Annotated in this window: 17 protein-coding genes; 11 read left to right on the top strand and 6 right to left on the bottom strand. The window is 64.7% G+C overall.

Translation table 11 applies throughout. The features are described 5' to 3' along the window. Positions 1-4 precede the first annotated feature (4 nt). Both KW832_RS23550 and KW832_RS23545 read right to left on the bottom strand, forming a co-directional pair. Complete coding sequence (locus KW832_RS23550; RefSeq protein ID WP_218301676.1) at positions 5-1555, bottom strand: 3,4-dehydroadipyl-CoA semialdehyde dehydrogenase; 1551 nt, start codon at positions 1553-1555, stop codon at positions 5-7. Positions 1556-1614: 59 nt separating this feature from the next. After that, positions 1615-2082: a DUF4863 family protein gene (locus tag KW832_RS23545; RefSeq protein WP_218301675.1), complete on the bottom strand. Its 468-nt coding sequence runs from the start codon at positions 2080-2082 to the stop codon at positions 1615-1617. Between the two features lie 260 nt (positions 2083-2342). Here KW832_RS23545 and KW832_RS23540 point away from each other — a divergent pair, with 260 nt between their 5' ends. From KW832_RS23540 to KW832_RS23515, 6 genes are all read left to right on the top strand, one after another. Continuing rightward, positions 2343-3284, top strand: coding sequence for a helix-turn-helix transcriptional regulator (locus KW832_RS23540; protein WP_218301674.1), 942 nt, complete (start codon positions 2343-2345; stop codon positions 3282-3284). Positions 3285-3463: 179 nt separating this feature from the next. Then, positions 3464-5128, top strand: coding sequence for a 2,3-epoxybenzoyl-CoA dihydrolase (gene boxC / locus KW832_RS23535; protein WP_218301673.1), 1665 nt, complete (start codon positions 3464-3466; stop codon positions 5126-5128). A 45-nt stretch (positions 5129-5173) separates the two neighbouring features. Beyond that, positions 5174-6601, top strand: a complete 1428-nt coding sequence (gene boxB, locus KW832_RS23530; RefSeq protein WP_121421163.1) for a benzoyl-CoA 2,3-epoxidase subunit BoxB — start codon at positions 5174-5176, stop codon at positions 6599-6601. A gap of 165 nt (positions 6602-6766) precedes the next feature. Beyond that, complete coding sequence (gene boxA / locus KW832_RS23525) at positions 6767-8053, top strand: benzoyl-CoA 2,3-epoxidase subunit BoxA (RefSeq protein WP_218301672.1); 1287 nt, start codon at positions 6767-6769, stop codon at positions 8051-8053. 732 nt (positions 8054-8785) lie between these two features. Further along, positions 8786-8998: a hypothetical protein gene (locus KW832_RS23520; protein ID WP_055395311.1), complete on the top strand. Its 213-nt coding sequence runs from the start codon at positions 8786-8788 to the stop codon at positions 8996-8998. Between the two features lie 220 nt (positions 8999-9218). Continuing rightward, positions 9219-10244, top strand: coding sequence for an SDR family oxidoreductase (locus KW832_RS23515; protein ID WP_218301671.1), 1026 nt, complete (start codon positions 9219-9221; stop codon positions 10242-10244). Between the two features lie 18 nt (positions 10245-10262). Here KW832_RS23515 and KW832_RS23510 read toward each other — a convergent pair whose 3' ends face one another. Further along, entirely contained in the window at positions 10263-10640 is a 378-nt protein-coding gene (locus KW832_RS23510) for a DUF779 domain-containing protein (protein WP_055395315.1), read from the bottom strand. 170 nt (positions 10641-10810) lie between these two features. Next, the gene (locus KW832_RS23505) at positions 10811-12334 is read right to left on the bottom strand and encodes an aldehyde dehydrogenase family protein (RefSeq protein ID WP_218301670.1); all 1524 of its coding nucleotides are present in this window, start codon (positions 12332-12334) and stop codon (positions 10811-10813) included. Between the two features lie 310 nt (positions 12335-12644). On the opposite strand from KW832_RS23505, the gene KW832_RS23500 reads away from it, so the two are divergent. Beyond that, entirely contained in the window at positions 12645-14615 is a 1971-nt protein-coding gene (locus tag KW832_RS23500) for a sigma-54-dependent Fis family transcriptional regulator (RefSeq protein WP_218301669.1), read from the top strand. Positions 14616-14618: 3 nt separating this feature from the next. Here the strand turns inward: KW832_RS23500 and KW832_RS23495 are convergent, their stop codons facing one another. Next, positions 14619-16205: a methyl-accepting chemotaxis protein gene (locus KW832_RS23495; protein WP_218301668.1), complete on the bottom strand. Its 1587-nt coding sequence runs from the start codon at positions 16203-16205 to the stop codon at positions 14619-14621. 205 nt (positions 16206-16410) lie between these two features. Here KW832_RS23495 and KW832_RS23490 point away from each other — a divergent pair, with 205 nt between their 5' ends. Continuing rightward, positions 16411-16917, top strand: coding sequence for a flavodoxin family protein (locus KW832_RS23490; protein WP_218301667.1), 507 nt, complete (start codon positions 16411-16413; stop codon positions 16915-16917). 49 nt (positions 16918-16966) lie between these two features. Here the strand turns inward: KW832_RS23490 and KW832_RS23485 are convergent, their stop codons facing one another. Continuing rightward, positions 16967-17305, bottom strand: a complete 339-nt coding sequence (locus tag KW832_RS23485) for a helix-turn-helix transcriptional regulator (RefSeq protein ID WP_055395322.1) — start codon at positions 17303-17305, stop codon at positions 16967-16969. Positions 17306-17401: 96 nt separating this feature from the next. On the opposite strand from KW832_RS23485, the gene KW832_RS23480 reads away from it, so the two are divergent. From KW832_RS23480 to KW832_RS23470, 3 genes are all read left to right on the top strand, one after another. After that, entirely contained in the window at positions 17402-18472 is a 1071-nt protein-coding gene (locus tag KW832_RS23480; protein WP_218301666.1) for an efflux RND transporter periplasmic adaptor subunit, read from the top strand. Between the two features lies 1 nt (position 18473). After that, complete coding sequence (locus KW832_RS23475) at positions 18474-21821, top strand: efflux RND transporter permease subunit (RefSeq protein ID WP_218301665.1); 3348 nt, start codon at positions 18474-18476, stop codon at positions 21819-21821. A 72-nt stretch (positions 21822-21893) separates the two neighbouring features. Further along, positions 21894-23180: an NAD(P)/FAD-dependent oxidoreductase gene (locus KW832_RS23470; protein ID WP_218301664.1), complete on the top strand. Its 1287-nt coding sequence runs from the start codon at positions 21894-21896 to the stop codon at positions 23178-23180. Positions 23181-23187: the final 7 nt, after the last annotated feature.

The following is a 23187-nucleotide window of genomic DNA, read 5'->3' as shown; positions in this document are numbered from 1 at the left end:
GGCCTCATAGACCGAGCGATGCCAACACACCTGGGCTGGCTTGCACCGCACTGCGCTGGTGGTAAAAGTCGAGCGCACGCAAGCCGCCCAGCTCTGCACCACCACCCGCGCGCCCCGGCCCCCCGTGCTGCGACATGGGCATCACATTGCCGTGCCCTGTGTGAGCCTGCGCCACATCGGGTGTGACGACATGCACACGCCCGTGGCTCGCGGCCAGCTGCACGGCCGCAGCGGCCAGGGCTGCCTCGTCAGCACCAAACAGCGAGGTCACCAGCGATCCTTGGCCCCTGTGCGCCAGCGCCAGGGCATGGTCCAGGTCACGGTAGGGCAGTAACGTGGCGACAGGGCCGAATACTTCCATGTCATGCACCGCAGATGCCGCATCGGCATCGCGCGCACCCAGCAGCACCGGCCCCATGCAGGCCGCTACGGCAGGGTCGGCATCCACCAGCGGGCGTGCGCGGCCATCGTGCAGCAGGTCGGTGTGGGCGCTCAAAGCGGCCAGACCTTCGCGCACCGCGTGCAATTGCGCGGCGCTGACCAGGGAACCCATGCGCACGCTCTCGTTGCGCGGGTTGCCCACGCTGATGCCTGCGAGCTTGGCACCGATGGCCTCGGCCGCAGCGTCGTATACCGCAGCGGGCACCAAAATGCGGCGGATCGCCGTGCACTTCTGCCCGGACTTGACCGTCATCTCGCGCACCACCTCACGCACCAGCAGGTTGAAGGCATCGCTGCCCACGGTGGCATCGGGCAGCAGGAGGGCAGAGTTCAGGCTGTCGGCCTCGATATTGGCCCGCACCGAGCGGTGCGCCACGGCCGGGTGCGACCGGATGACGCCCGCAGTTTCCGCCGAGCCCGTGAAGGAGACCACATCGAAAGGCTGCAGCTGGTCCATCAAACCCGCAGAGCTGCCCGCGATGACCGACAGCGCCCCCGCAGGCAGTACGCCCGCATCGATCACATCCTTGACCATGCGCTGCGTGAGCCAGGCCGTGGCGGTGGCGGGCTTGACGATCACCGGGACGCCAGACAGCAGCGCAGGCGCCGCCTTCTCCCACAGCCCCCAGGCCGGAAAGTTGAAGGCATTGATGAACAGCGCCACACCCCGCGTGGGCACCTGCAGGTGCTGCGATAAAAAGACCGGCTCCTTGCCCAGCTTGACCGCGTCGCCATCGCGCAGCGCCCGCACATCACCCAGCGCATCGCCCCACCGCGCGTACTGGCCCAGGGTGAAGATGCCGCCGTCGATGTCCACCGCCGAATCGTTCTTCACCGTGCCAGAGTTGGCGGTTGCAATGTCGTAGTAACTCTCACGGTGTGCCTGCAGTACCTTCACCACCGCCGCCAGTAGCGCGGCCCGCTCACGGTAGGTCATGGCGCGCAAGGCGGCGCCGCCGCGATCCCGTGCAAAGGCAAAGGCTTCCGGCAGATCCAGCCCCGTGCAATCGACGCGCACCAGCGCATGGCCCAGCACCGGATCGCTGAGCACGGTGCCCGGGCCGTTTCCGGTTTGCCAGCGGCCAGCGGCAAAGTTGGCCAGAAGTTCAGTCATGCAGGTCTTTCAAAAAAAGGGATCGGTATGGCGAGAAGCGCCAGAAAGGAGGGACCGCTTTAACGCGTGAACAGGATCTGCCCTTCCGGCAGCAGATAGAGCACCAGCGCACGCCCCTGGGCCACCGTGGGGCGGTGGGCGCTGGCCGGTGGATAGACGCACCACCCAGCGGGGAGCCCGTCGAAGGTGGCACCGGCCGTGAGCGGCAGGATCAAATCGATTTCCCCCAGAGGGTGGCTGTGGTGAGGGCCCGCAATGTTCTGCATGTCCACCACATCGACGGAAAAGCGGTGCAGCGCATCGTCAGCCTTGAAAACGCGGCCGTAGCGGATGCCGCCACCTTCGCGGTCGCACAGCCACCCCTCTTCCACGCCCACCAGGCAGGCCGCTTTGAGCCCTGCATAGGCAGCGCTGTCAGGCCCATGGGTCTGGTTGAGCCAGTCCTGCAGTTCGGAATCCAGAGGTCGCCCGGCGATCTGCGCGGTCAGATCCACCAGGGCTTGATGAAATGCGGCTTTGTGGGGCATGGCTTCTCGGGGGCTAGGAAAATGGGGCCCGCACACCTTTTTGATCTGTATCCTTGTGGATTTTTCAGATGTGCAGTATTTTGCTTGCACATGAACGATAGGTAATGCATGGCTGAATGTCAAGCACTATAGTGCATAAATTGTTTTCACCGAAGGGGTGGAAATGCGCCGTGGTGAGGCACCCCAGAGCGCGCTCGACCTGCCACTACCCACCAATACCCGCCAATGGGCTGTAAGAACCTGTTCCAAGAAAGATGGGCATGACCGAACAAGAAGACGCAGAAACCGCGCTCTCCACGCCTGCCGACAACATGCCGGGGGCTGCGGAAGAGGCCAAGAACCCCCTGCTGGTCGCGCTGGGCGAGCGCGTGCGCAACCTGCGCGCACAGCGCGGCCTCACGCGCAAGGCCGTGGCGGTGGCGGCCGACGTGTCCGAGCGGCACCTGGCCAACCTCGAATACGGCACCGGCAACGCGTCCATCCTGGTGCTTCAGCAAGTGGCAGGCGCCCTGCACTGCTCGCTGGCCGAGCTGGTGGGCGACTTCACCACACGCTCGCCGGAATGGCTGCTGATCCGGGAGCTGCTGGAGCACCGCAGCGAGCCCGAGCTGCGCCGTGCGCGGCTGGCGCTGAACGAACTGTTGAGCGGCGGTGGCAGCGACACGGCACGCCACAGGCGCATCGCACTCATTGGCTTGCGGGGCGCGGGCAAATCCACCCTGGGCCCCCTGCTGGCGCGCGACCTGGACGTGCCCTTTATTGAGCTGAGCCGCGAGATCGAAACCCTGGCGGGCTGCAGCGTGCGGGAGATCCACGACCTGTACGGCACCACGGCCTACCGCCGCTACGAACGCCGCGCCCTCGAAGAAACCGTGCAGATCCACAGCGAAGTGGTTATCGCCACGCCCGGTGGCATCGTCTCGGACCCCGCCACCTTCAACGAGCTGCTCGCGCACTGCACCACCGTGTGGCTGCGCGCCGCACCCGAGGAACACATGGGCCGCGTGCTGGCCCAGGGCGATATGCGCCCCATGGCCGCCAGCAAGGAGGCCATGGACGACCTGCGCCGCATCTTGGAAGGGCGCGCGGCCTTCTATTCCAAAGCCGACCTCACCATCGACACCTCCGGGAGCAGCCTGGAAGACAGCCTGCAGCAACTGCGCACCGGAGTGCGCAAGCTGATGACCGCCCGGCCAGGCTGACCTCCTCCCCACCACCAGCCCACAGCCTCGAAGCTCTCTGGGGCTGCCGCCGCGTGGTTTCAGAAAAATCCGCAGAAAACAGCGACATGCATTGACTTGCCTGCTTATATGCATAATGATGCACATCAGCGACGCATTTAATGCACTATTGTTCCTATCAGCAGATGGATGGAGACCCCATGACCACACCCGCCCCCACCCGCGTGGACTACCGCACCGATCCGACCCAATACCGCCACTGGACGCTGGCCGTAGACGGCCCGGTGGCGCGCCTGTCGCTCGACATCGCCGAAGACGGTGGCATCCGCCCCGGCTACAAGCTCAAGCTCAACAGCTATGACCTGGGTGTGGACATTGAGCTGCACGACGCACTCAACCGCATCCGCTTCGAGCACCCTACGGTGCGCACCGTCATCGTCACCAGCGCCAAGGACCGCATCTTTTGCTCGGGCGCCAACATCTTCATGCTGGGTGTCTCCAGCCACGCCTGGAAGGTGAACTTCTGCAAGTTCACGAACGAGACGCGCAACGGCATCGAGGATTCGTCCAAACACTCGGGCCTGAAGTTCGTCGCCGCCGTGAATGGCGCATGCGCGGGCGGTGGCTACGAGCTGGCCCTGGCCTGCGACGAGATCGTGCTGGTGGACGACCGCTCGTCGGCCGTGTCGCTGCCTGAAGTGCCGCTGCTCGGCGTGCTGCCCGGCACTGGCGGCCTGACCCGCGTGACCGACAAGCGCCATGTGCGCCACGACCTGGCCGACATCTTCTGCACCAGCGTGGAAGGTGTGCGCGGCCAACGCGCGGTGGACTGGCGCCTGGTGGATCGCATCGCCAAGCCCGCGCAATTTGCCGCCGCCGTCGATGAAACCGCCGCACGCCTGGCCGAAGGCAGCCCCCGCCCCACCAGCGCGCAGGGCGTGGCCCTGACCCGCGTGGAGCGCGAAGAAAGCGCCGACAGCCTGCGCTACGCACACGTCAGCGTGGACATCGACCGCACCCGCCGCACCGCCACGCTCACGCTGAAGGCCCCCACTGGCGCGCAACCCACGGACATCGCTGGCATCGAAGCCGCAGGCGCCGCCTGGTGGCCGCTGGCCCTGGCGCGCCAGCTGGACGACGCCATCCTGAACCTGCGCACCAACGAGCTCGATATCGGCACCTGGCTGCTCAAGACCGAAGGTGATGCCCAAGCCGTGCTGGCCAGCGATGCCACGCTGATCGCGCACCAGGACCACTGGCTCGTGCGCGAAACCATTGGCGCACTGCGCCGCACCTTTGCGCGGCTGGATGTGTCGTCGCGCAGCCTGTTTGCGCTGGTCGAATCCGGCTCGGCCTTTGCAGGCTCCTTGGCAGAACTGGCGTTTGCGGCCGACCGCACTTACATGCTGGCCTTGCCTGACGACGCCGAGCGTGCCCCCAAGCTCACGCTCAACGAATTCAACTTCGGCCTGCTGCCGATGGTGAACGACCAAAGCCGCCTGCAACGCCGCTTTTACGAAGAAGCCACGCCCATGGAGGCAGCCCGCTCGGCCGCCGGCAAGCCACTGGACGCCGATGCCGCGCTTGCGCTGGGCCTGGTCACCTCCGCCCCGGATGACATCGACTGGGACGACGAGATCCGCATCGCCATCGAAGAACGCGCGGCGATGTCGCCCGACTCGCTCACCGGGCTGGAGGCCAATCTGCGCTTTGCCAGCAAGGAGAACATGAACACCCGCATCTTCGGCCGCCTGACCGCCTGGCAGAACTGGATCTTCAACCGCCCGAACGCCGTGGGCGACAAAGGCGCGCTCAAGGTCTATGGCACGGGCCAGAAAGCCGGTTTCGACTTGAATCGCGTCTAGCCCCAACCCCGACCGTTCGGTTTTCCATCCAACGAGGAGACATCCATGAGCACCATCAACTACAGCGAGAAGATCCCCAACAACGTCAACCTCGGCGAAGACCGCACGCTGCAGCGCGCGCTCGAAGGCTGGCAGCCCAACTTCATCAACTGGTGGGACGACGTGGGCCCCGAGGGCTCCACCAACCACGAGGTGTACCTGCGCACCGCCGTGAGCGTGGACCCCAACGGCTGGGCGCAGTTCGGCCACGTGAAGATGCGCGACTACCGCTGGGGCATCTTTTTGAACCCCGGTGACACCAACCGCGAAATCCACTTTGGCGACCACAAGGGTGAAAAGGCCTGGCAAGACGTGCCCGGCGAGCACCGCGCCAACCTGCGCCGCATCATCGTGACGCAGGGCGACACCGAGCCCGCCTCGGTCGAGCAGCAGCGCCACCTGGGCCTGACGGCGCCCAGCATGTACGACCTGCGCAACCTGTTCCAGATCAATGTGGAAGAAGGCCGCCACCTGTGGGCCATGGTCTACCTGCTGCACAAGCACTTTGGCCGCGATGGCCGCGAAGAGGCCGAGGCACTGCTGCAGCGCACCTCGGGCGACGTGGACAACCCACGCATTCTGGGCGCGTTCAACGAGAAGACGCCCGACTGGCTGGCGTTCTTCATGTTCACCTACTTCACCGACCGTGACGGCAAGTTCCAGCTGGCAGCGCTGGCCGAGAGTGCCTTCGACCCGCTGGCGCGCACCACCAAGTTCATGCTGACCGAAGAGGCGCACCACATGTTTGTGGGCGAAAGCGGCATCTCGCGCGTGCTCAGCCGCACCGCGCAGGTGATGAACGACCTCAAGACCGACGACCCCGCCCGGGTGCGCGCGGCCGGCGCCATCGACCTGCCTACCATCCAGCGTTACCTGAACTTCCACTACAGCGTGACCATCGACCTGTTCGGTGCCGACCAGTCCAGCAACGCCGCCACGTTCTATAGCTCCGGCCTCAAGGGCCGCTACGAAGAGGGCAAGCGGAGTGACGACCACATCCTCAAGGGCCAGACCTACAAGGTGCTGGAAGTTGTCAACGGCCAGTTGCAGGAGAAGGAAGTGCCCATGCTCAACGCCTTGAACGAGGTGCTGCGCGACGACTTCATCAAGGACTCGATGGCGGGCGTAGGCCGCTGGAACAAGGTGCTGGAAAAGGCCGGCATCCCCACGCGCCTGGCCGTGCCACACAAGGCCTTCAACCGCCAGATCGGGGCGCTGGCGGGCATCAAGATGTCACCCGACGGCCGCGTGGTGAGCGAAACCGAATGGACAGCCCGCAAGGCAGAGTGGCTGCCCACGCCCGAGGACTTTGCCTTCGTTGCCTCGCTGATGGGGCGCGTGGTGGAGCCCGGCAAGTTTGCGGGCTGGATCGCGCCGCCGGTCATGGGCATCAACCGCCAGCCCGTCGATTTCGAATACGTGCGGTTTGGTTGATCCCCCTGAGCCGCTGCGCGTCTTCCCCCTGAAGGGTATGCCTCCAGCGGCCCGGCAAAGCCGGTTCCGCGGTGGCACTGGCATCAGGTCGCGCCACTGCTTACCGCTGCGCGCAATGGCGCAGGGACATGGCACCGGAACAACTGTTGGAAGAAGAATATGGGCATGACCACCACCACGCTGATCGACAACGGCATCCTGAAGCAGCACCTGATCGACCCCGAGATCTGCATCCGCTGCAACACCTGCGAGGCCACCTGCCCGGTGGGTGCCATCACACACGACGACAACAACTACGTGGTGCGCGCCGATGTGTGCAACGGTTGCATGGCCTGCATCTCGCCCTGCCCTACCGGCTCCATCGACAACTGGCGCACCATGCCGCTGGCGCGCGCCTACACCATCGAAGAACAGCTCACCTGGGAAGAACTTCCGCCCGAACTCACGCCCGATGAACTGGCTGCCGAGGGTGTGGCAACGTCGACCTGCGATACAAAGCTGCCGTCCGCACCGGCTGCACCGACCACGCCCATGGAGCCGGGTACGCAGGCGTTCCGCTCGGCGCAATACGGCGCCACGGTGCCACCCTGGTCGGCCGCTCACCCCTACACCAACCTGTTCCCCCCGAGGAGCCCCACCACCGCCACCGTGGTTGGCAACTTCAACTGCACCGAGGCGGGCTTTGAGAGCGAGACGCACCACGTGGTGCTCGACTTCGGCAGCATGCCGTTCCCGGTGCTGGAGGGGCAGTCCATCGGCATCATCCCGCCCGGCACCGACGCGCTGGGCAAGGCGCACCACGCGCGCCAGTACTCCATCGCCAGCCCGCGCAATGGCGAGCGGCCCGGCTATAACAACCTGGCGCTCACGGTAAAGCGCGTGACCACCGACCACGACGGCAACGCCGTGCGCGGCATCGCTTCCAACTTCGTGTGCGACCTGAAAGTGGGCGATAAGGTCCAGGTGGTGGGGCCGTTTGGAAGCTCCTTCCTGATGCCCAACCACCCGCGCTCGCACATCGTGATGATCTGCACCGGCACCGGCAGCGCCCCCATGCGCGCGATGACCGAATGGCGTCGGCGCCTGCGCAGCAGCGGCAAGTTTGAAGGCGGCAAGCTCATGCTGTTCTTCGGCGCACGCACGCAGCAGGAGCTGCCGTACTTTGGCCCGCTGCAAAACCTCCCCAAGGATTTCATCGACATCAACCTGGCGTTCTCCCGCACCGCCGGGCAGCCCAAGCGCTATGTGCAAGACCTGATGCGCGAGCGCGCCGCTGACCTGGCAGCGCTGCTGCGCGACGGCAACAGCCACTTCTATGTCTGTGGCCTGAAGAGCATGGAAGAAGGCGTGGTGATGGCCCTGCGCGACATCGCCAGCGAAGCCGGCCTGGAGTGGGACGCTGTGGGCGCCGCACTCCAGCGCGAAGGACGGTTGCACCTGGAGACCTACTGAGCTGCATCGCCGCCGGTCCGTAGGCCGGCGGCACGGGAAGTGCGCTGGTGGTGGTGCGCCTCCAGGTTGGTCGGATTGCGCATCAAATTTTGAGTGCAATAGGGCCCTAGCGCTTGATGGATAATCGCAAACAGCTATTATTTTTATAGCATTTAAGCCATCCACCACGCTCGCAGCAGTTGCGCATAGTCAGGCGAGAAATGACCGGCGCACTTTAGCGCCCGCGCCCCGCACTTCCCGCCAGCACAGCCAAAGCGCCACGCTGCACTATCCAGAAGAATCCCACGCACCTTTGCGCGCCTCGCAAGATGCAGAAACCGAGTCCACTGAAATCGAGAAATCGGCTGTGCGCCGAGGTGGTAGCGGGTGCAGCGCAAGGCGCGGGCTGCGGCCAAGGCTGGCCGCCTTGGCAAAGCCCGCAACGCCGCGATGCGCCTGCTGCCACCCCGGCCCGAAGTGTGAGGGCCTGGCAGGGCCGCCCTCGTCGTTGCCGTGCTCGCCGGGTGTGCAACCCGCCTGCGCCCGCCGCCTAGAGGACGGCCCTGCCAGACCCTCACGCACAGCCGATTTCTCGGTTTCAGTGGACTGGTGCGCGTTTGCTTACGGCAGATGGAAAAAGGACGACCCGCCTATAGGACAGGGACTACAGAAATTGCCCTGGTGCATTTTGAGAATGAATTCACACACGGCCCCCCGTGTGCAATTTTTCTTTTCTTTCACCAGGAGATATCAATGTCCAGCAACAACCCTCAAGGCCAGAACCAGCACACCGACAACAACGACTCCCAGCGCAAGAACCAGGGCAGCCGGCAGGCCGAGCAAAGCAACGATCCATCCGGCAACCGCCAGCAGGGGCAGAACGACCCTTCGGGCTCCAGCGGCAATCAGGGAAGCCGTGAGCAACATGGCGATTCTTCCCGCCGCACACCCCAGAACCAGCGCTGATCCGTCGAGCGGCGCCTTGCCGTGAGACTGATGCAGGCCAAACGGGCGCACGCCAGGCCGCAAGCCGGCGGTGGGGCGTCCGCCTTGTGACCTAGGGCCGCGCTGCCTCCACCCCGGAAGCAGCGCGGCCTTACTTTTTGCCCCTGTTGCGGCCTTCATTCAGCGCGCCACACCCCTGCGCTTCGTTTTTCTTTCATTCATTGAGCCAGCACCCTCTGCCATGAACACATCCAAAACGCCCCCTTCCGACACAGCGGTCCATGCAACGGTCAAGAAGCAGAGGCGGATCCAGACCGAGCAGGACCGCCACGACACACACCAGCCTCCAAAGAGCAAGGCACGACCCACGCAGGGCAAAGGCAGTCCAGCGGCACCGGGGCCGGGTCATGCGGAACCGGCACCTCCGCTGCCCGACCAGCACCTCACCAAACCGGGCCTGGAGGCGGACATGGAACTCAAGCCCCAGTTCGAGGCAGCCCACTACCGGGGCAGCGACAAACTCAAAGGGTTCTCTACCCTGGTCACTGGCGGTGACTCGGGCATTGGCCGCGCGGTGGCCGTGCTGTTTGCCCGCGAGGGCGCGGACGTTGCCATTGCGTACTTGGCGGAACATGAAGATGCCGAGCAGACTCGCCAGCTGGTGGAGGCCGAAGGCGGCCGGTGCATTCTGATCCCCGGCGACGTCAAAGACGCTGCGTACTGCGCGGATGCCGTGCGGCAGGTGGTCACCACTTTTGGCAAGCTCAATGTGCTGGTCAACAACGCGGCATTCCAGGAGCATGCGGCATCCCTGGAAGATCTGACGGCCGAGCGTTTTGACGAAACGTTCCAGACCAATATCTACGGCTACTTCCACATGGCCAAGGCAGCCCTGCCCCACCTGCACCGGGGTGACTCGATCATCAACACCGGCTCCGTCACCGGGCTGCGCGGCAGCAAGGAACTGATCGACTACTCGGCCACCAAGGGGGCCATCCATGCGTTCACCAAGGCCCTGGCCCACAACCTTGCCGACCAAGGCATCCGAGTGAACGCTGTCGCCCCCGGGCCGGTATGGACCCCGCTCAACCCAGCGGACAAGGCGCCAGACGACATCGAAAAATTTGGTGCAAAGACCCACCTGGGCCGCCCGGCGCAGCCCGAGGAGATTTCACCCGCCTACGTGTTTCTTGCAGCGCCGTGCTGCTCCAGCTACATCACCGGCACGGTGCTGCCGATCACGGGCAACGCCGGCGACGGCGCGTGAAGAGAGCACCGCCTCACATCACGCCAGATCGCGGGCGACCAGCGGTTCAATCCCAGCCCACTCCTCGTCCGTGAACAGGCGCGAGCGGGTGTGGAAAGCCTTGCCGGTGCTGCCCTCCAGCGAAAACGTGCCGCCGTGCCCGTCAATCACATCCAGAATGAGCTGCGTGTGCTTCCAGTACTCGTACTGCGATTTACCGATGTAGAACGGCGCGCCGCCCACATGCCCCAGCAAAACATCCCCCGCCCCAATGGTCAGGTCGGTGGGCAAGTAACAGTTGGCGGCACTGTTGTCGCAACACCCGCCCGACTGGTGGAACATGACGCTGCCATGCTGCGCCTGCAACTGCGCAATCAGCGCAAGGGCTGCGTCGGTGGCAATGACTCTCTCGACCATGGTGATCTCCTGGTGCGCCAATGCAAAAAGCTGCCGCAGAACGACTCTGCCGCAGCGTCACCAGCGGTTCACAGGCCGTTCCTGGCTAGGCGTCTCTCCCGCAGACAGTAGCAACGCTACGGCAAGGGAGAGCAACGACGCCAGGGACGGTCTGTGGACCGCCACCACCATCAGAAGAAGCCGAGCTTGTTTTCCGAGTACGAAACCAAAAGATTCTTGGTTTGCTGGTAATGGTCCAGCATCATCTTGTGCGTCTCGCGCCCAATGCCCGATTCCTTGTAGCCGCCAAACGCCGCGTGCGCCGGGTAGGCGTGGTAGCAGTTGGTCCACACCCGCCCGGCCTTGATGGCGCGGCCCATGCGGTAGGCCACATTGCCGTTGCGGCTCCACACACCGGCGCCCAGGCCGTACAGCGTGTCGTTGGCAATGGCCAGCGCTTCGGCTTCGTCCTTGAAGGTGGTCACGGCCAGCACGGGACCGAAGATTTCTTCCTGGAAGATGCGCATCTTGTTGTGGCCCTTGAACAGCGTGGGCTGCACGTAGTAGCCGCCTTCCAGGTCGCCACCCAGGTGGGCTTGGCCACCACCGGCCAGGACTTCGGCGCCTTCGGCCTTGCCCAGTTCCAGGTACGACAGGATCTTGGTGAGCTGCTCTTTGCTGGCCTGCGCGCCCATCATGCTGTCGGAGTCCAGCGGGTTGGCATGTTTGATGGCCGTCACGCGCTTCAAGACACGCTCCATGAATTTGTCGTAGATGCTTTCCTGGATCAGCGCTCGGCTGGGGCAGGTGCAGACCTCGCCCTGGTTGAACGCGAACAGCACCAGGCCTTCCACACACTTGTCGAGGAAGGCATCGTCCTTGTCCATGATGTCGGCGAAGAACACGTTAGGGCTTTTGCCGCCCAGCTCCAGCGTGGCGGGAATCAGGTTGTTGGCGGCGGCCTGCGCAATCACGCGGCCGGTGCTGGTGGAACCGGTGAAGGCGATCTTGGCAATGCGCTTGCTGGTGGCCAGCGGCATGCCCGCCTCACGGCCATAGCCGTTGACGATGTTGAGCACGCCGGGCGGCAGCAGGTCGGCAATCAGCTCGGCCAGGATGAGTATGGAAATGGGGGTGGACTCTGCAGGCTTGAGCACCACGCAGTTGCCCGCGCCCAGCGCAGGTGCCAGTTTCCACGCCGCCATCAGGATGGGGAAGTTCCACGGAATGATCTGGCCCACCACGCCCAGTGGTTCCTGGATGTGGTACGCCACGGTGTTCTCGTCGATGTTGGAGAGGGCGCCTTCCTGCGCACGCACGCATCCCGCAAAGTAGCGGAAGTGGTCCACGGTGAGTGGGATGTCGGCGTTCAGCGTTTCGCGGATGGCCTTGCCGTTGTCCACGGTTTCCGCATAGGCCAGCAGCTCCAGGTTCTGCTCGATGCGGTCGGCAATCTTCAGCAGGATATTGCTGCGCGTGGCGGCGTCGGTCTTGCCCCAGGCGTCGGCAGCGGCGTGGGCGGCGTCCAGCGCCAGCTCGATGTCCTCGGCGGTGGAGCGGGCGGCCTGGGTGTAGATCTTGCCGTTGACGGGCGAGATCACATCGAAGTATTGGCCCTTGACCGGGGGCACAAATTGGCCGCCGATGAAGTTGTTGTACTGGGGCTTGTAGGCGATCTTGGCGCCAGCGGCGCCGGGGGCTGCGTAAACGGTCATGTTGTCTGTCTCCGGTGGATTTGTGGACATCTGGTCGGCATACCGCGCCGCCAGATAGAGGACATGACTCAAAACCCGTGCCAACCTGCCCCACCTGCTAAGTGTTTGATTTTTATGGCTTTGTTTGCGCGTCCGCAAGAATGCACAACCCATCGGCCGCTAAGGTGTCCGCTCCAGAACGCGACACCTGTCACGAAATGGAACAGTTGAAGCGGCCCCTCAGCGCTTGCTATTGCCCTGGCCTCTGGCCACCGCCATACTGGCTTTCAAACAGGGCGCGTTCATGACGCCCGGGCAGGAGACAAACACCATGCGATCCACTTCCACATCTGTGGCACTGCGGCAAGCCCGCCAGCACCTGCTGGAATCAGGCCAATGCCCCATCGGCCTCGTGGACGAGCGCCTGGCACGGTCGTGGCAGCGCAGCCTGGACAGCGGCCTGCTGCCCACCGGGCGACTGGGCAACCCCGACAACCTGGAACACCAGGCCTTGCGGCAGTTGCGCGGCCACCACCAGGAGTTGCTGGCGCATTCGCGCCCCGTGATGGAGTACCTGTTTGAGCAGGTGCGCGACAGCCAGAGCGTGGTGGTGCTGGCCAGCCCCTGCGGCACGCTGGTGGACACCTGTGGTGACGCCTACTTTCTGGGCAAGGCCGAACGGGTGGCCCTGACCAGCGGCGCCTCGTGGCACGAAAAGCAGCGCGGCACCAACGCCATCGGCACCGCGCTGGCCGAAATGGCGCCCGTGGAAGTGCACGGCGCAGAACATTTTCTGGAGCGCAACGGCTTTCTGACCTGCGCCGCCGCACCCATCCTGTCTGCCACCGGGCAGATACTGGGCATTCTGGACATCTCCAGCGAACACAGCCGGGGCAACCCCCACACGCTGGGGCTGGTCAGCACCGCCGCCCACATGATCGAAAACCGGCTGCTGGTGTCGAGCAGCCAGCGCCATGTCCGCCTGCACCTGCACACGCACCCCGAGGGCATTGGCACCGTGGCCGAAGGCATCGCGCTGGTGTCGGAAGACGGCTGGCTGGTGGGCGGCAACCGCAGTGCGCTGGCGCTGCTGCGCATTTCGGTGGCGCAGCTGGGCAGCATCTCGCTGGACCAGATCCTGAACGTGGACCTGCAAGAGCTTCTGGCGCGCCACCACCGCCGGCCCGACGCACCGTTGTCCTTGCGGCGGCACGATGGCGCCCCGCTTTTTGGGCTGCCAGTGCCCGACAAGCGCACGGTGCGGACCCTGCCCCCATCTGCGCCTACCCGCCCCCCAGAGGATGCGCTGGCCCAGCTGGACACCGGCGATGCCCGCTGGCGCACGGCTGCCGCCAAAACGCGGCGCATTCTGGGCAAGCCCATCGCCCTGCTCATCCAGGGCGAATCCGGGGTTGGCAAGGAGTGGTTTGCGCGCAGTGCACACCAAAGTGGCCCGCGCCGCGACGGCCCCTTTATCGCCATCAACTGCGCCGCAATGCCCGAGTCGCTCATCGAGTCCGAGCTGTTTGGCTACAGCCCCGGCGCATTCACCGGCGGCCGTCGGGAGGGGCGCCTGGGCCTGCTGCGCGAAGCCCATGGCGGCACGCTGTTTCTGGATGAGATTGGCGACATGCCGCTGACCCTCCAGACGCGGCTGCTGCGCGTGCTGCAGGAGCGGCAGGTGGTTCCACTGGGCAGCGCGCAGCCGGTTGCCGTGGACTTTGCACTCATCTGCGCCTCCAACCGCAAGCTACGCGAAGAGGCGGAGCAGGGGCGGTTTCGCACCGACCTGTACTACCGGATCAACGGTCTGGCGGTTGAGCTGCCCCCCCTGCGCGAGCGCACCGACTTCGAAGCGCTGAGCCAGCGCATGCTCCAGGACATTGAACCTGCCCGACACCTGCGCCTGGACCCTTCGTTGATGGCAGCGCTGGAAAAATACCGTTGGCCGGGCAATCTGCGCCAGTGCGCCAGCGTGCTGCGCACCGCCTGCGCCATGCTGGACGCGCACGAGGAGGTGGTGGAATGGCACCACCTGTCGGATGACTTTCTGGAAGAACTGCGAAGCGCGGATCGTTTTTCCACGCCCTCCACTACGGAGCGCCCTCCGCAAAACCTGGATGAGCTGTCCCAATCGGCCATCCAGCAGGCGCTGGAGAGCTGCCGGGGCAACATGAGCCACGCAGCGCGCACCCTGGGCATCAGCCGCCAGACGCTGTACCGCAAGCTGGCCCTGCGCAAGGAGCGGCTCGCCGCCCCTGATGTGCAGCACTCCGCCCGGGGCTTGTTGTCAGAGCGCTGACGTTCAGGCCAGCATCAGGCGCTGGCCCGCATGCCGCCCCGATTCCAGTGGCTGGGCAACGCCGGAGAGCTTGAACGTTGCGACCGTTTCCACCAACTTCCTCGACTGGGTGCTCAGGCTGGAGGCGGCTGCGGCCATCTCCTCCACCAGTGCTGCGTTTTGCTGGGTGGCCTGGTCCATCTGGTTCACCGCCACATTAACCTGGTTCACCCCTTCGCTTTGCTCGGTTCCGGCCGCGCTGATTTGCGCCACCGTCTCCGTCACCCGCTCAATGGACGAGACCACCTCTTTCATGGTCTGCCCGGCGGTGCCGACCAGCACGGTGCCAGCCTCAACCCGCTCGACACTCGTGGCAATGAGCGTTTTGATCTCCTTGGCGGCCTCGGCAGAGCGTGCCGCGAGGCTGCGCACCTCCGAGGCCACCACGGCAAAACCCCGTCCCTGCTCACCCGCCCTGGCAGCCTCCACGGCCGCATTCAGGGCCAGGATGTTGGTCTGGAACGCGATCCCGTCAATGACACCGATGATTTCGGAAATCTTCTTGGAGCTTTCGTTGATGCCGCTCATGGTGTCCACCACTTTCGACACCACATCGCCCCCCTGCTTGGCCACCGTGGATGCACTCTGGGCGAGGGCATTGGCCTGGCGTGCATTCTGCGCATTGTTTTGCACCGTGGAATTGAGTTCCTCCATGGCGGCAGCGGTCTGCTCCAGCGCACTGGCCTGGTTCTCCGTCCGGGTGGAAAGGTCGCTGTTGCCGATGGATATCTGCGCGCTGGCCGCCGCCACGGTTTCCGAACCACTGCGCACCTGGCTGACGATGCGGGTCAGCGAGTCCTGCATCACGGCCAGCGCTGCCAGCAGGGGGCTGAATTCATCCTGCGACGCATCCACCACCGCCGTGGTGAGGTCGCCATTGCGCACGCGATCGGCCACGGCTTGTGACTCGGCAACCCGGCGCAGGAGGGTAGCGCCGATGTGCCACGAAAACAGCAGCAGCCCGATAGCCACCACCACAACGGAGCTTACCAACGCACGCAAGGTCAGCTTGACGTCCCGCCCAATCTCGGCAAGGCTGGCATCGAGCAGCTTGGACTGGTGTTCCTTCTCCTTGGCAAGAACTGCCAGCACCACATTGCGCGTAGGTATCGTGGACGCGACCAGGAAGTCAAACGCTGGCTCCTTCTTTCCTTCCTTGATCAACTGCAGGTTCTGTTCGGCAACCCGCCAGAAAGCTTCCAGTCCTTGGGTCAATTCGGCACTCAGTGCCTTTTCCGATGCCGAATTTACTGCTTGCTGGAAGCCCGCAAGGTCTTTGTCAATCAGGCGCCTTTTCTCGCCGATATCTGCGAGCGTGGCGGCCAGGTCTTCGGGTGTGCGGACCAGGATGGCATGGCGAACCTGCAAGGAAACCCGGGTGACGTTCAACTCCATGGCACTGGCCTGAAGCTGGCGCGGCACCTCTTCCCGAGCCACCAGTTCGGTCTGGTGATTGACCTCACCCAGATAGATCCAGGCCAGTACGGCGATCCCGGCCAGTCCTGCAATCAGCAGGAAGGAAATGGCATGAAGACGTCTGGCAATGCTCATGGTGTCACCTCTGCAAGGAAGAAATCTGCGTTGCGGCGGCGCTCTAGCACTGCCCCCTGGGCTTCGTACCAATTGCGACAATTTGCAACCAACCGGGCATCTTGGCGGATTGAACGCGCTTCTCGAATGCGGGTCAATGGGGCCGCCCCTGCATGGCGGCAAGCGGGTCTTCAGGGGTCACAGGGCGAGGGGCTATGCTTTACCCATGAGCCCCCGCAAGACCTTGTTGATCGTTTACCACTCGATGACGGATGGCACGCGCCAGATGGCAGATGCAGCACGGGCAGGCGCTTGCTCCGACAAGGATGGGGCCGTTCAAGTGCGACTGCTGCATGCCGCACAGGCTGGTGCCGCAGACGTGCTGGGCGCGGATGGGTTCATTTTTGCCACCCCGGAAAACCTTGCAGCCATCAGCGGACAACTCAAGGATTTTTTTGACCGCAGCTACTACGCCGTGCTCGACCACGTCAATGGCCGCCCCTATGCATGCCTGGTCTGCGCGGGCAGCGATGGGCACAACGCGGCCCGGCAGATGGAACGCATTGCGACCGGCTGGCGCCTGCGGGCCATCGCAGAGCCCCTCATTGTCTGCACCCACGCGCAGACGCCAGAAGCGATTCTGGCCAGGAAGAGCATCTGCAGCGATGAACTGGAACGCTGCCGATCCTTGGGCGAAGCGATGGCGCAGGGTTTGGCGCTGGGCGTTTTTTAGGGCGGGCCACTGCGCCCAGAAATCTGGTGGGTTAGTCCACTGAAACGGCTCAGCGCACCACCTGAAACGCAGCACGCGCCGCCGAGTCCCGCTCCAGCTGGCGTGCAATATTGCCGCAGACCAGATCACACAAGGCATCGACCGACTCATCGGTCAGCCGGTAGTACACGCTGGTCCCGCGCCCCTCCCGGGCCACAAGGCCGTGTTTGGTCATCAACGACAGATGCCTGGAGACATTGGCCGCCGTGTAGCCACATTGCTGCGCCAGGTCTCCCACGTTTTTCTCTCCGTCCCGCAGCAAATTGAGGATGCGCAGCCGCGTGGGTTCGGCAAGAACCTGGAAGTAGGCAGCGACCTGCTCAAGGGCTTCGGGGGGCATTTCTTTCATCGCGGGATCTCCGTGCATTGGGAACACATGATACATTATTGACTAATTAGCTGATTAGTTAAATAATCAATCTCACAAAGATTCCCTGGAGCCGCCATGAAGTCCCTGACCCTGTTGACCGCAGCGCTTTCCCTGGCCGTGTCCGGCGCCTGGGCGGCTGGCGACACCGCTGCGCAGCCGGTCGCCACCTTTACCGTCAAGCCCGCTGCCGCCCAGCTGGCGAGCAGTGTGGACGCCCAGGTCGAGGCCGTGCGGGACGCCACCCTCTCCGCCCAGGTACAGGGTGCGGTGATCAGCCTCTCTGCCAAGGCGGGCGACCGCGTTACGGCGGGCCAGGAGCTGGCACGCATTGATGCGCGCGCAGCGCAACAGAACGCCGCTGCCAGCGCGGCCCAGGTGGACGCCGCGCGCGCCGCCCAAAACGTCGCGACCAAGGAATACGAGCGCCAAAAGCAGCTGTTCCAGAAGCAGTACATCAGCCAGGCCGCGCTGGACCGGGCAGAGGCCCAGTGGCGCGCCAGCCAGTCGCAGGTGCAGGCCCTGCTGGCGCAGGCAGGTGCGGCCACCACGCAATCGGGCTTCTACGTCATCAAGGCGCCTTTTGCGGGCGTGGTGGGCCATGTGCCCGCCACCCTGGGCGACATGGCCATGCCGGGCAAACCCCTGATGACCGTGTACGACCCTTCGCTGATGCGCGTTACCGCCTATGTGGGGCAGCAACAGGCCGCCACGCTGCGCGATGGAGGCACTGGCGAGCTGCAGGTCGAAATTCCGGGGGTCTCCGCTTCGCGCATCGCGGTCCCGGCATCCAAAGTGCAGGTGCTGCCCACCGTGGATGCACAAAGCCACACGGTGCAGGTGCGCGTAGAGCTGCCAACCAGCGTGGTGGGCGTGGCACCCGGCATGTTCGCCCGCTTGTGGCTGGACGCTGGCAAGGGCACTACCCCACCGACAGCCGCTGCCGTGGGCCCGCTGCTGGTACCCGCCAGTGTGGTGGTGCGGCGCGCGGAAATGACGGGCGTCTACGTGCTGGACGGCCAGGGCCGGCCGCTGCTGCGGCAGGTGCGCCTGGGGCGGCCCGCTGGCGACATGGTGGAGGTGTTGAGCGGCGTGCGCGCAGGCGACCGCATTGCACTCCAGCCCCAAGCTGCTGCCAAGGTGCGCTGACATGAGCACCCCCAAAAATCCTTCTCCGCTCGGAATCTCCGGGCGCATCGCCGCCTTGTTTCAGGGCGCGCAAATCACACCCTTGCTGGCTGTGGTGGCGTTTTTGCTCGGCGTGTTTGCCGTGCTGGTCACCCCCCGCGAGGAAGAGCCCCAAATCGACGTCACCATGGCCAATGTCATCGTGCCGTTCCCCGGTGCCTCCGTGGCAGATGTGGAGCAAATGATTGCGACGCCCGCCGAACAGGTGCTGTCGCAGATGCAAGGCACAGAGCACGTGACCTCGGTGTCCCGGCCCGGCGTGGCGGTGATGACGGTGCAGTTCAAGGTGGGCGTGCCACGCACCGAGGCGCTGGTGCGCCTGCACGACACCTTGCGCAGCAATGCCGACTGGCTGCCCAAAGGGCTGGGGGCCATGGACCCGATCATCAAGCCCAAGGGCATCGACGACGTGCCCGTGGTGACGCTCACCCTGCACAGCCGCGACGAAACCTCCGGTGCCTTTGCGCTGGAGCGAGTGGCCCACAGCCTGGAGGCCGAGATCAAGCGCGTGCCCGGCACCCGCGAAGTGCAGACTCTGGGCGGCCCGGGCCGCGCCGTGCTGGTGCGCATGGACACCAACCGCATGGCAGCCACCGGCACCACAGTGGACGACCTGCGCCGCGCCTTGCAGTCGGCCAACATGGGGCTACCCGTGGGCGAGCTGCTGGGCGGCGACCGAACCATTCAGCTGGACAGCGGCCCCGTTCTGGCACGCGCCGATGAGGTGGCCGACCTCATGGTGGGCGTGCGCTCGGGCAAGCCGGTGTTCCTGAAAGATGTGGCCGATGTTCAGGACGGTGCCTTGCCCGCCAGCCGCTACGTCTGGCATGGGGTTCCAAGGCGCACCGCCAGCACCGCCAGTACCAGCGGCGAAGCCCCGCAGAGCGCCGTGGACGAATACCCGGCCGTGACCCTCACGGTGACCAAGAAGGCGGGAGAGAACGCCATCGACGTCGCCAATGCGGTGATGCAGCGGGTCGAACAACTGCACAACACCGTGATTCCCGACGGCGTGGAGGTGACGGAAACCCGCAACTACGGCGCCACCGCCAACGACAAGGCCCAAAAGCTCATCCAGAAGCTGCTGTTCGCCACAGCGTCGGTGGTGGCACTCGTCTTCCTGGCCCTGGGCCGCCGCGAGGCCGCCATCGTGGGCGTGGCCGTGGTGCTGACGCTCACGGTGACGTTGTTTGCGTCCTGGGCGTGGGGCTTCACCCTCAACCGGGTATCGCTGTTTGCGCTGATTTTCTCGATCGGCATCTTGGTGGACGACGCCATTGTGGTGGTGGAGAACATCCACCGCCACCAGCTGCTGCACCCCGGACGCAGCCTCAAGGACATCATCCCCCACGCGGTGGACGAGGTGGGTGGCCCCACCATTCTGGCCACATTCACCGTGATTGCCGCCCTGCTGCCCATGGCGTTTGTGAGCGGCCTCATGGGCCCGTACATGAGCCCCATCCCCATCAACGCCAGCATGGGCATGCTGCTGTCGCTGGCCGTGGCGTTCGTGATCACCCCCTGGCTGGCCCGACTGTGGATGAAGGAGCACACTGGCCATCCACCAGGGCATTCCAGCCCGGTGCACAGTGGGCTCAGCGCTCGCATCGCGCCCACCTTCGAGCGGGTGTTCAGCCCCTTGCTGGATGACACCCAAGGCCGGCGCAATCGCCGCTGGCTGGGGCTGGGCGTGGCGGCACTCATTGCCTTGTCGGTCGCTTTGCCGGTGCTCGGATGGGTGCAGCTCAAGATGCTGCCGTTCGACAACAAGTCCGAGTTCCAGGTGGTGGTGGACATGCCTGCGGGTACGCCAGTTGAGCACACCGCCGCCGTGCTGCACGAGCTGGGCGCACACCTGGCCACCGTGCCCGAGGTGACCGACTACCAGGCCTACGCAGGCCTCTCCGGCCCCATCAACTTCAATGGACTGGTGCGGCAGTACTACCTGCGCACCGGGGGCGAAGTCGGTGACATCCAGGTCAATCTGGTGGACAAGCAACACCGCAAGGACCAAAGCCACGCCATTGCCATGCGGGTGCGCCCCGCCTTGCAAGAGATCGGCAAGCGCCATGGCGCCAATGTGAAGGTGGTGGAAGTGCCGCCCGGCCCGCCTGTGCTGTCGCCCATCGTGGCCGAGGTGTATGGCCCCGATGCGGAGGGCCGCCGCGAAGTGGCACGCGCTGTACGCGCCGCGCTGGCCGCCACCAACGGCATTGTGGACGCCGACGACAGCAGCATTGCCGATGCACCCCGCAAGCTGCTCATCGTGGACCGGCGCAAGGCCGCGCTGTTGGGCATCCCCCAGCAGGCCATCGTGAGCACGCTGCATGCGGGGCTGAGCGGCGAAGCCACCACCTGGCTGCGCGACGCCAGCAAATACCCGGCGCCCGTGCTTTTGCAATTGCCCGCAGAAAGCCACGGCGACTTGGAGTCACTGTTGCGCCTGACGGTCCGGGGTTCTCAAGGCCAGTTGGTCGCCATCCGCGAGCTGGTCACGGTGAGCGACACCCTGCGCGAACAGCTCATTTATCACAAGGACCTATTACCGGTGAATTTTGTGGTGGCCGACATGGCGGGCCGTGTCGACAGCCCGCTGTACGGCATGTTCCAGGCGCGCAGCGCGATTGCCCGCATCGTGGCGCCTGACGGCGGATCGGTGCAGGAATACTTTGTGCGCCAGCCTGCGGATGCCCTGCGGGGCTACGCCATCAAATGGGATGGCGAATGGCAGATCACGTTTGAGACCTTCCGCGACATGGGCGCTGCCTACGCGGTGGGCCTGATCCTGATCTACCTGCTGGTGGTGGCGCAGTTTGGCTCCTACCTCACGCCACTCATCATCATGGCGCCCATCCCGCTGACCATCATCGGCGTGATGCCCGGCCATGCCTTGCTGGGCGCGCAGTACACGGCCACCAGCATGATCGGAATGATTGCCCTGGCGGGCATCATCGTGCGCAACTCCATCCTGCTGGTGGACTTCATCAACCTGCAGGTGCGCGAGGGCGTACCCCTGAAGACGGCCATCGTCCACTCGGCCATTACCCGTGCGCAGCCCATTGTGCTGACGGGGCTGGCGGCCATGATCGGCGCGTTCTTCATCCTGGACGACCCGATCTTCAATGGCCTGGCCATTTCACTGATCTTCGGCATCTTTGTTTCCACCGTGCTCACGCTCGTGGTGATCCCCACCCTGTACTACGCAGCGTACCGGGACCGCAGCGCCGGCAGCGGCACCAACGGTGCCGGTCCTGCCAACCCACCTGACAACAGCCCCTCAGAGGCTGCCGTTCACCACGGAACGCAGTGAACAACGCACCGAACGCACTGAACGCAATGAACGAACGGTCGGGCAACCATCCTTCAACCACAGGAGACAACCATGGCACATGTAGTGATTATTGGAGCGGGTATCGGTGGCATGCCGGCTGCGTACGAAATGCGCAGCAAGCTGCCACGCGAGGATCGGATCACGGTGATCAGCGCGGTGGACTACTTCCAGTTCGTGCCCTCCAACCCCTGGATCGCCGTGGGCTGGCGAAAGCGCGATGACATCGTCCTGCAGATCCGCCCCTTGCTGGAGCGCAAGGGCATTGATTTCATCGCCCAACCGGTGAAATCCATCGATGCTCCGGGCAAAACCGTCATGCTGGAAGACGGAAGCACCGTGGCCTATGACTACCTGGTGATCACCACCGGCCCCCGGCTGGCGTTTGAGGAAGTGCCTGGTTCTGGCCCTCTGAACGGGCACACACATTCGGTGTGCTCCGTGGACCACGCCGAGCACTTCTGGCGCGACTACCAAAAGTTTCTGGAAGCCCCCGGCCCCATCGTCATTGGCGCCATGCCAGGCGCAAGCTGTTTTGGCCCGGCCTACGAGTTCGCATTCATCGTTGCAGCGGACCTGCGCAAGCGCAAGCTGCGCCACAAGGTGCCGATCACCTTTGTCACCAGCGAGCCCTACATCGGCCACCTGGGCCTGGGCGGCGTGGGCGACAGCAAGAGCATGCTGGAGAGCGAGCTGCGCAGCCAGGACATCAAGTGGATCCACAACGCGCGCACCACGCGGGTTGAGGCGGGCAAGATGTTTGTCGAACAGCTGGACGACAAAGGCCAGGTGCACCAGCAGCACGAGCTGGGCTTCAAGCTATCGATGATGCTGCCAGCCTTCAAAGGGGTCGATGCCGTGGCGTCCGTGCCCGGGCTGTGCAACCCGCGCGGGTTCGTGTTGATCGACGAGCATCAGCGCAGCAAGGCCTACCCCCACATCTTCTCTGCCGGGGTCTGCGTTGCGATTCCCCCCGTCGAGGTGACACCCGTCCCCACGGGGGCGCCCAAGACGGGTTACATGATCGAGACCATGGTCTCGGCCATCGTGCACAACATTGCCGCTGACATCGCGGGCCAGCCCGCCACCGCCACCGCCACGTGGAACGCCATCTGCCTGGCCGACATGGGGGACACCGGCGCGGCGTTTGTCGCGCTGCCACAGATGCCGCCGCGCAACGTCAACTGGTTCAAGAAGGGCAAATGGGTGCACCTGGGCAAGATTGCTTTCGAGAAGTACTTCCTGAACAAGATGAAGTCGGGCAATTCCGAGCCCATCTACGAGAAGTACGTGCTCAAGCTCCTGGGCATCACCCGCTTGCACGAGCAAAAGCCCCATTGACCGGCGC

It is taken from the genome of Acidovorax sp. sif0632 (assembly GCF_019218805.1).
In the GTDB taxonomy this organism is placed as follows: Bacteria; Pseudomonadota; Gammaproteobacteria; order Burkholderiales; family Burkholderiaceae_C; genus Acidovorax; species Acidovorax facilis.
The sequence above is the reverse complement of the archived record's forward strand: the minus strand, read 5'-3'. Positions and strand labels throughout refer to the sequence as shown.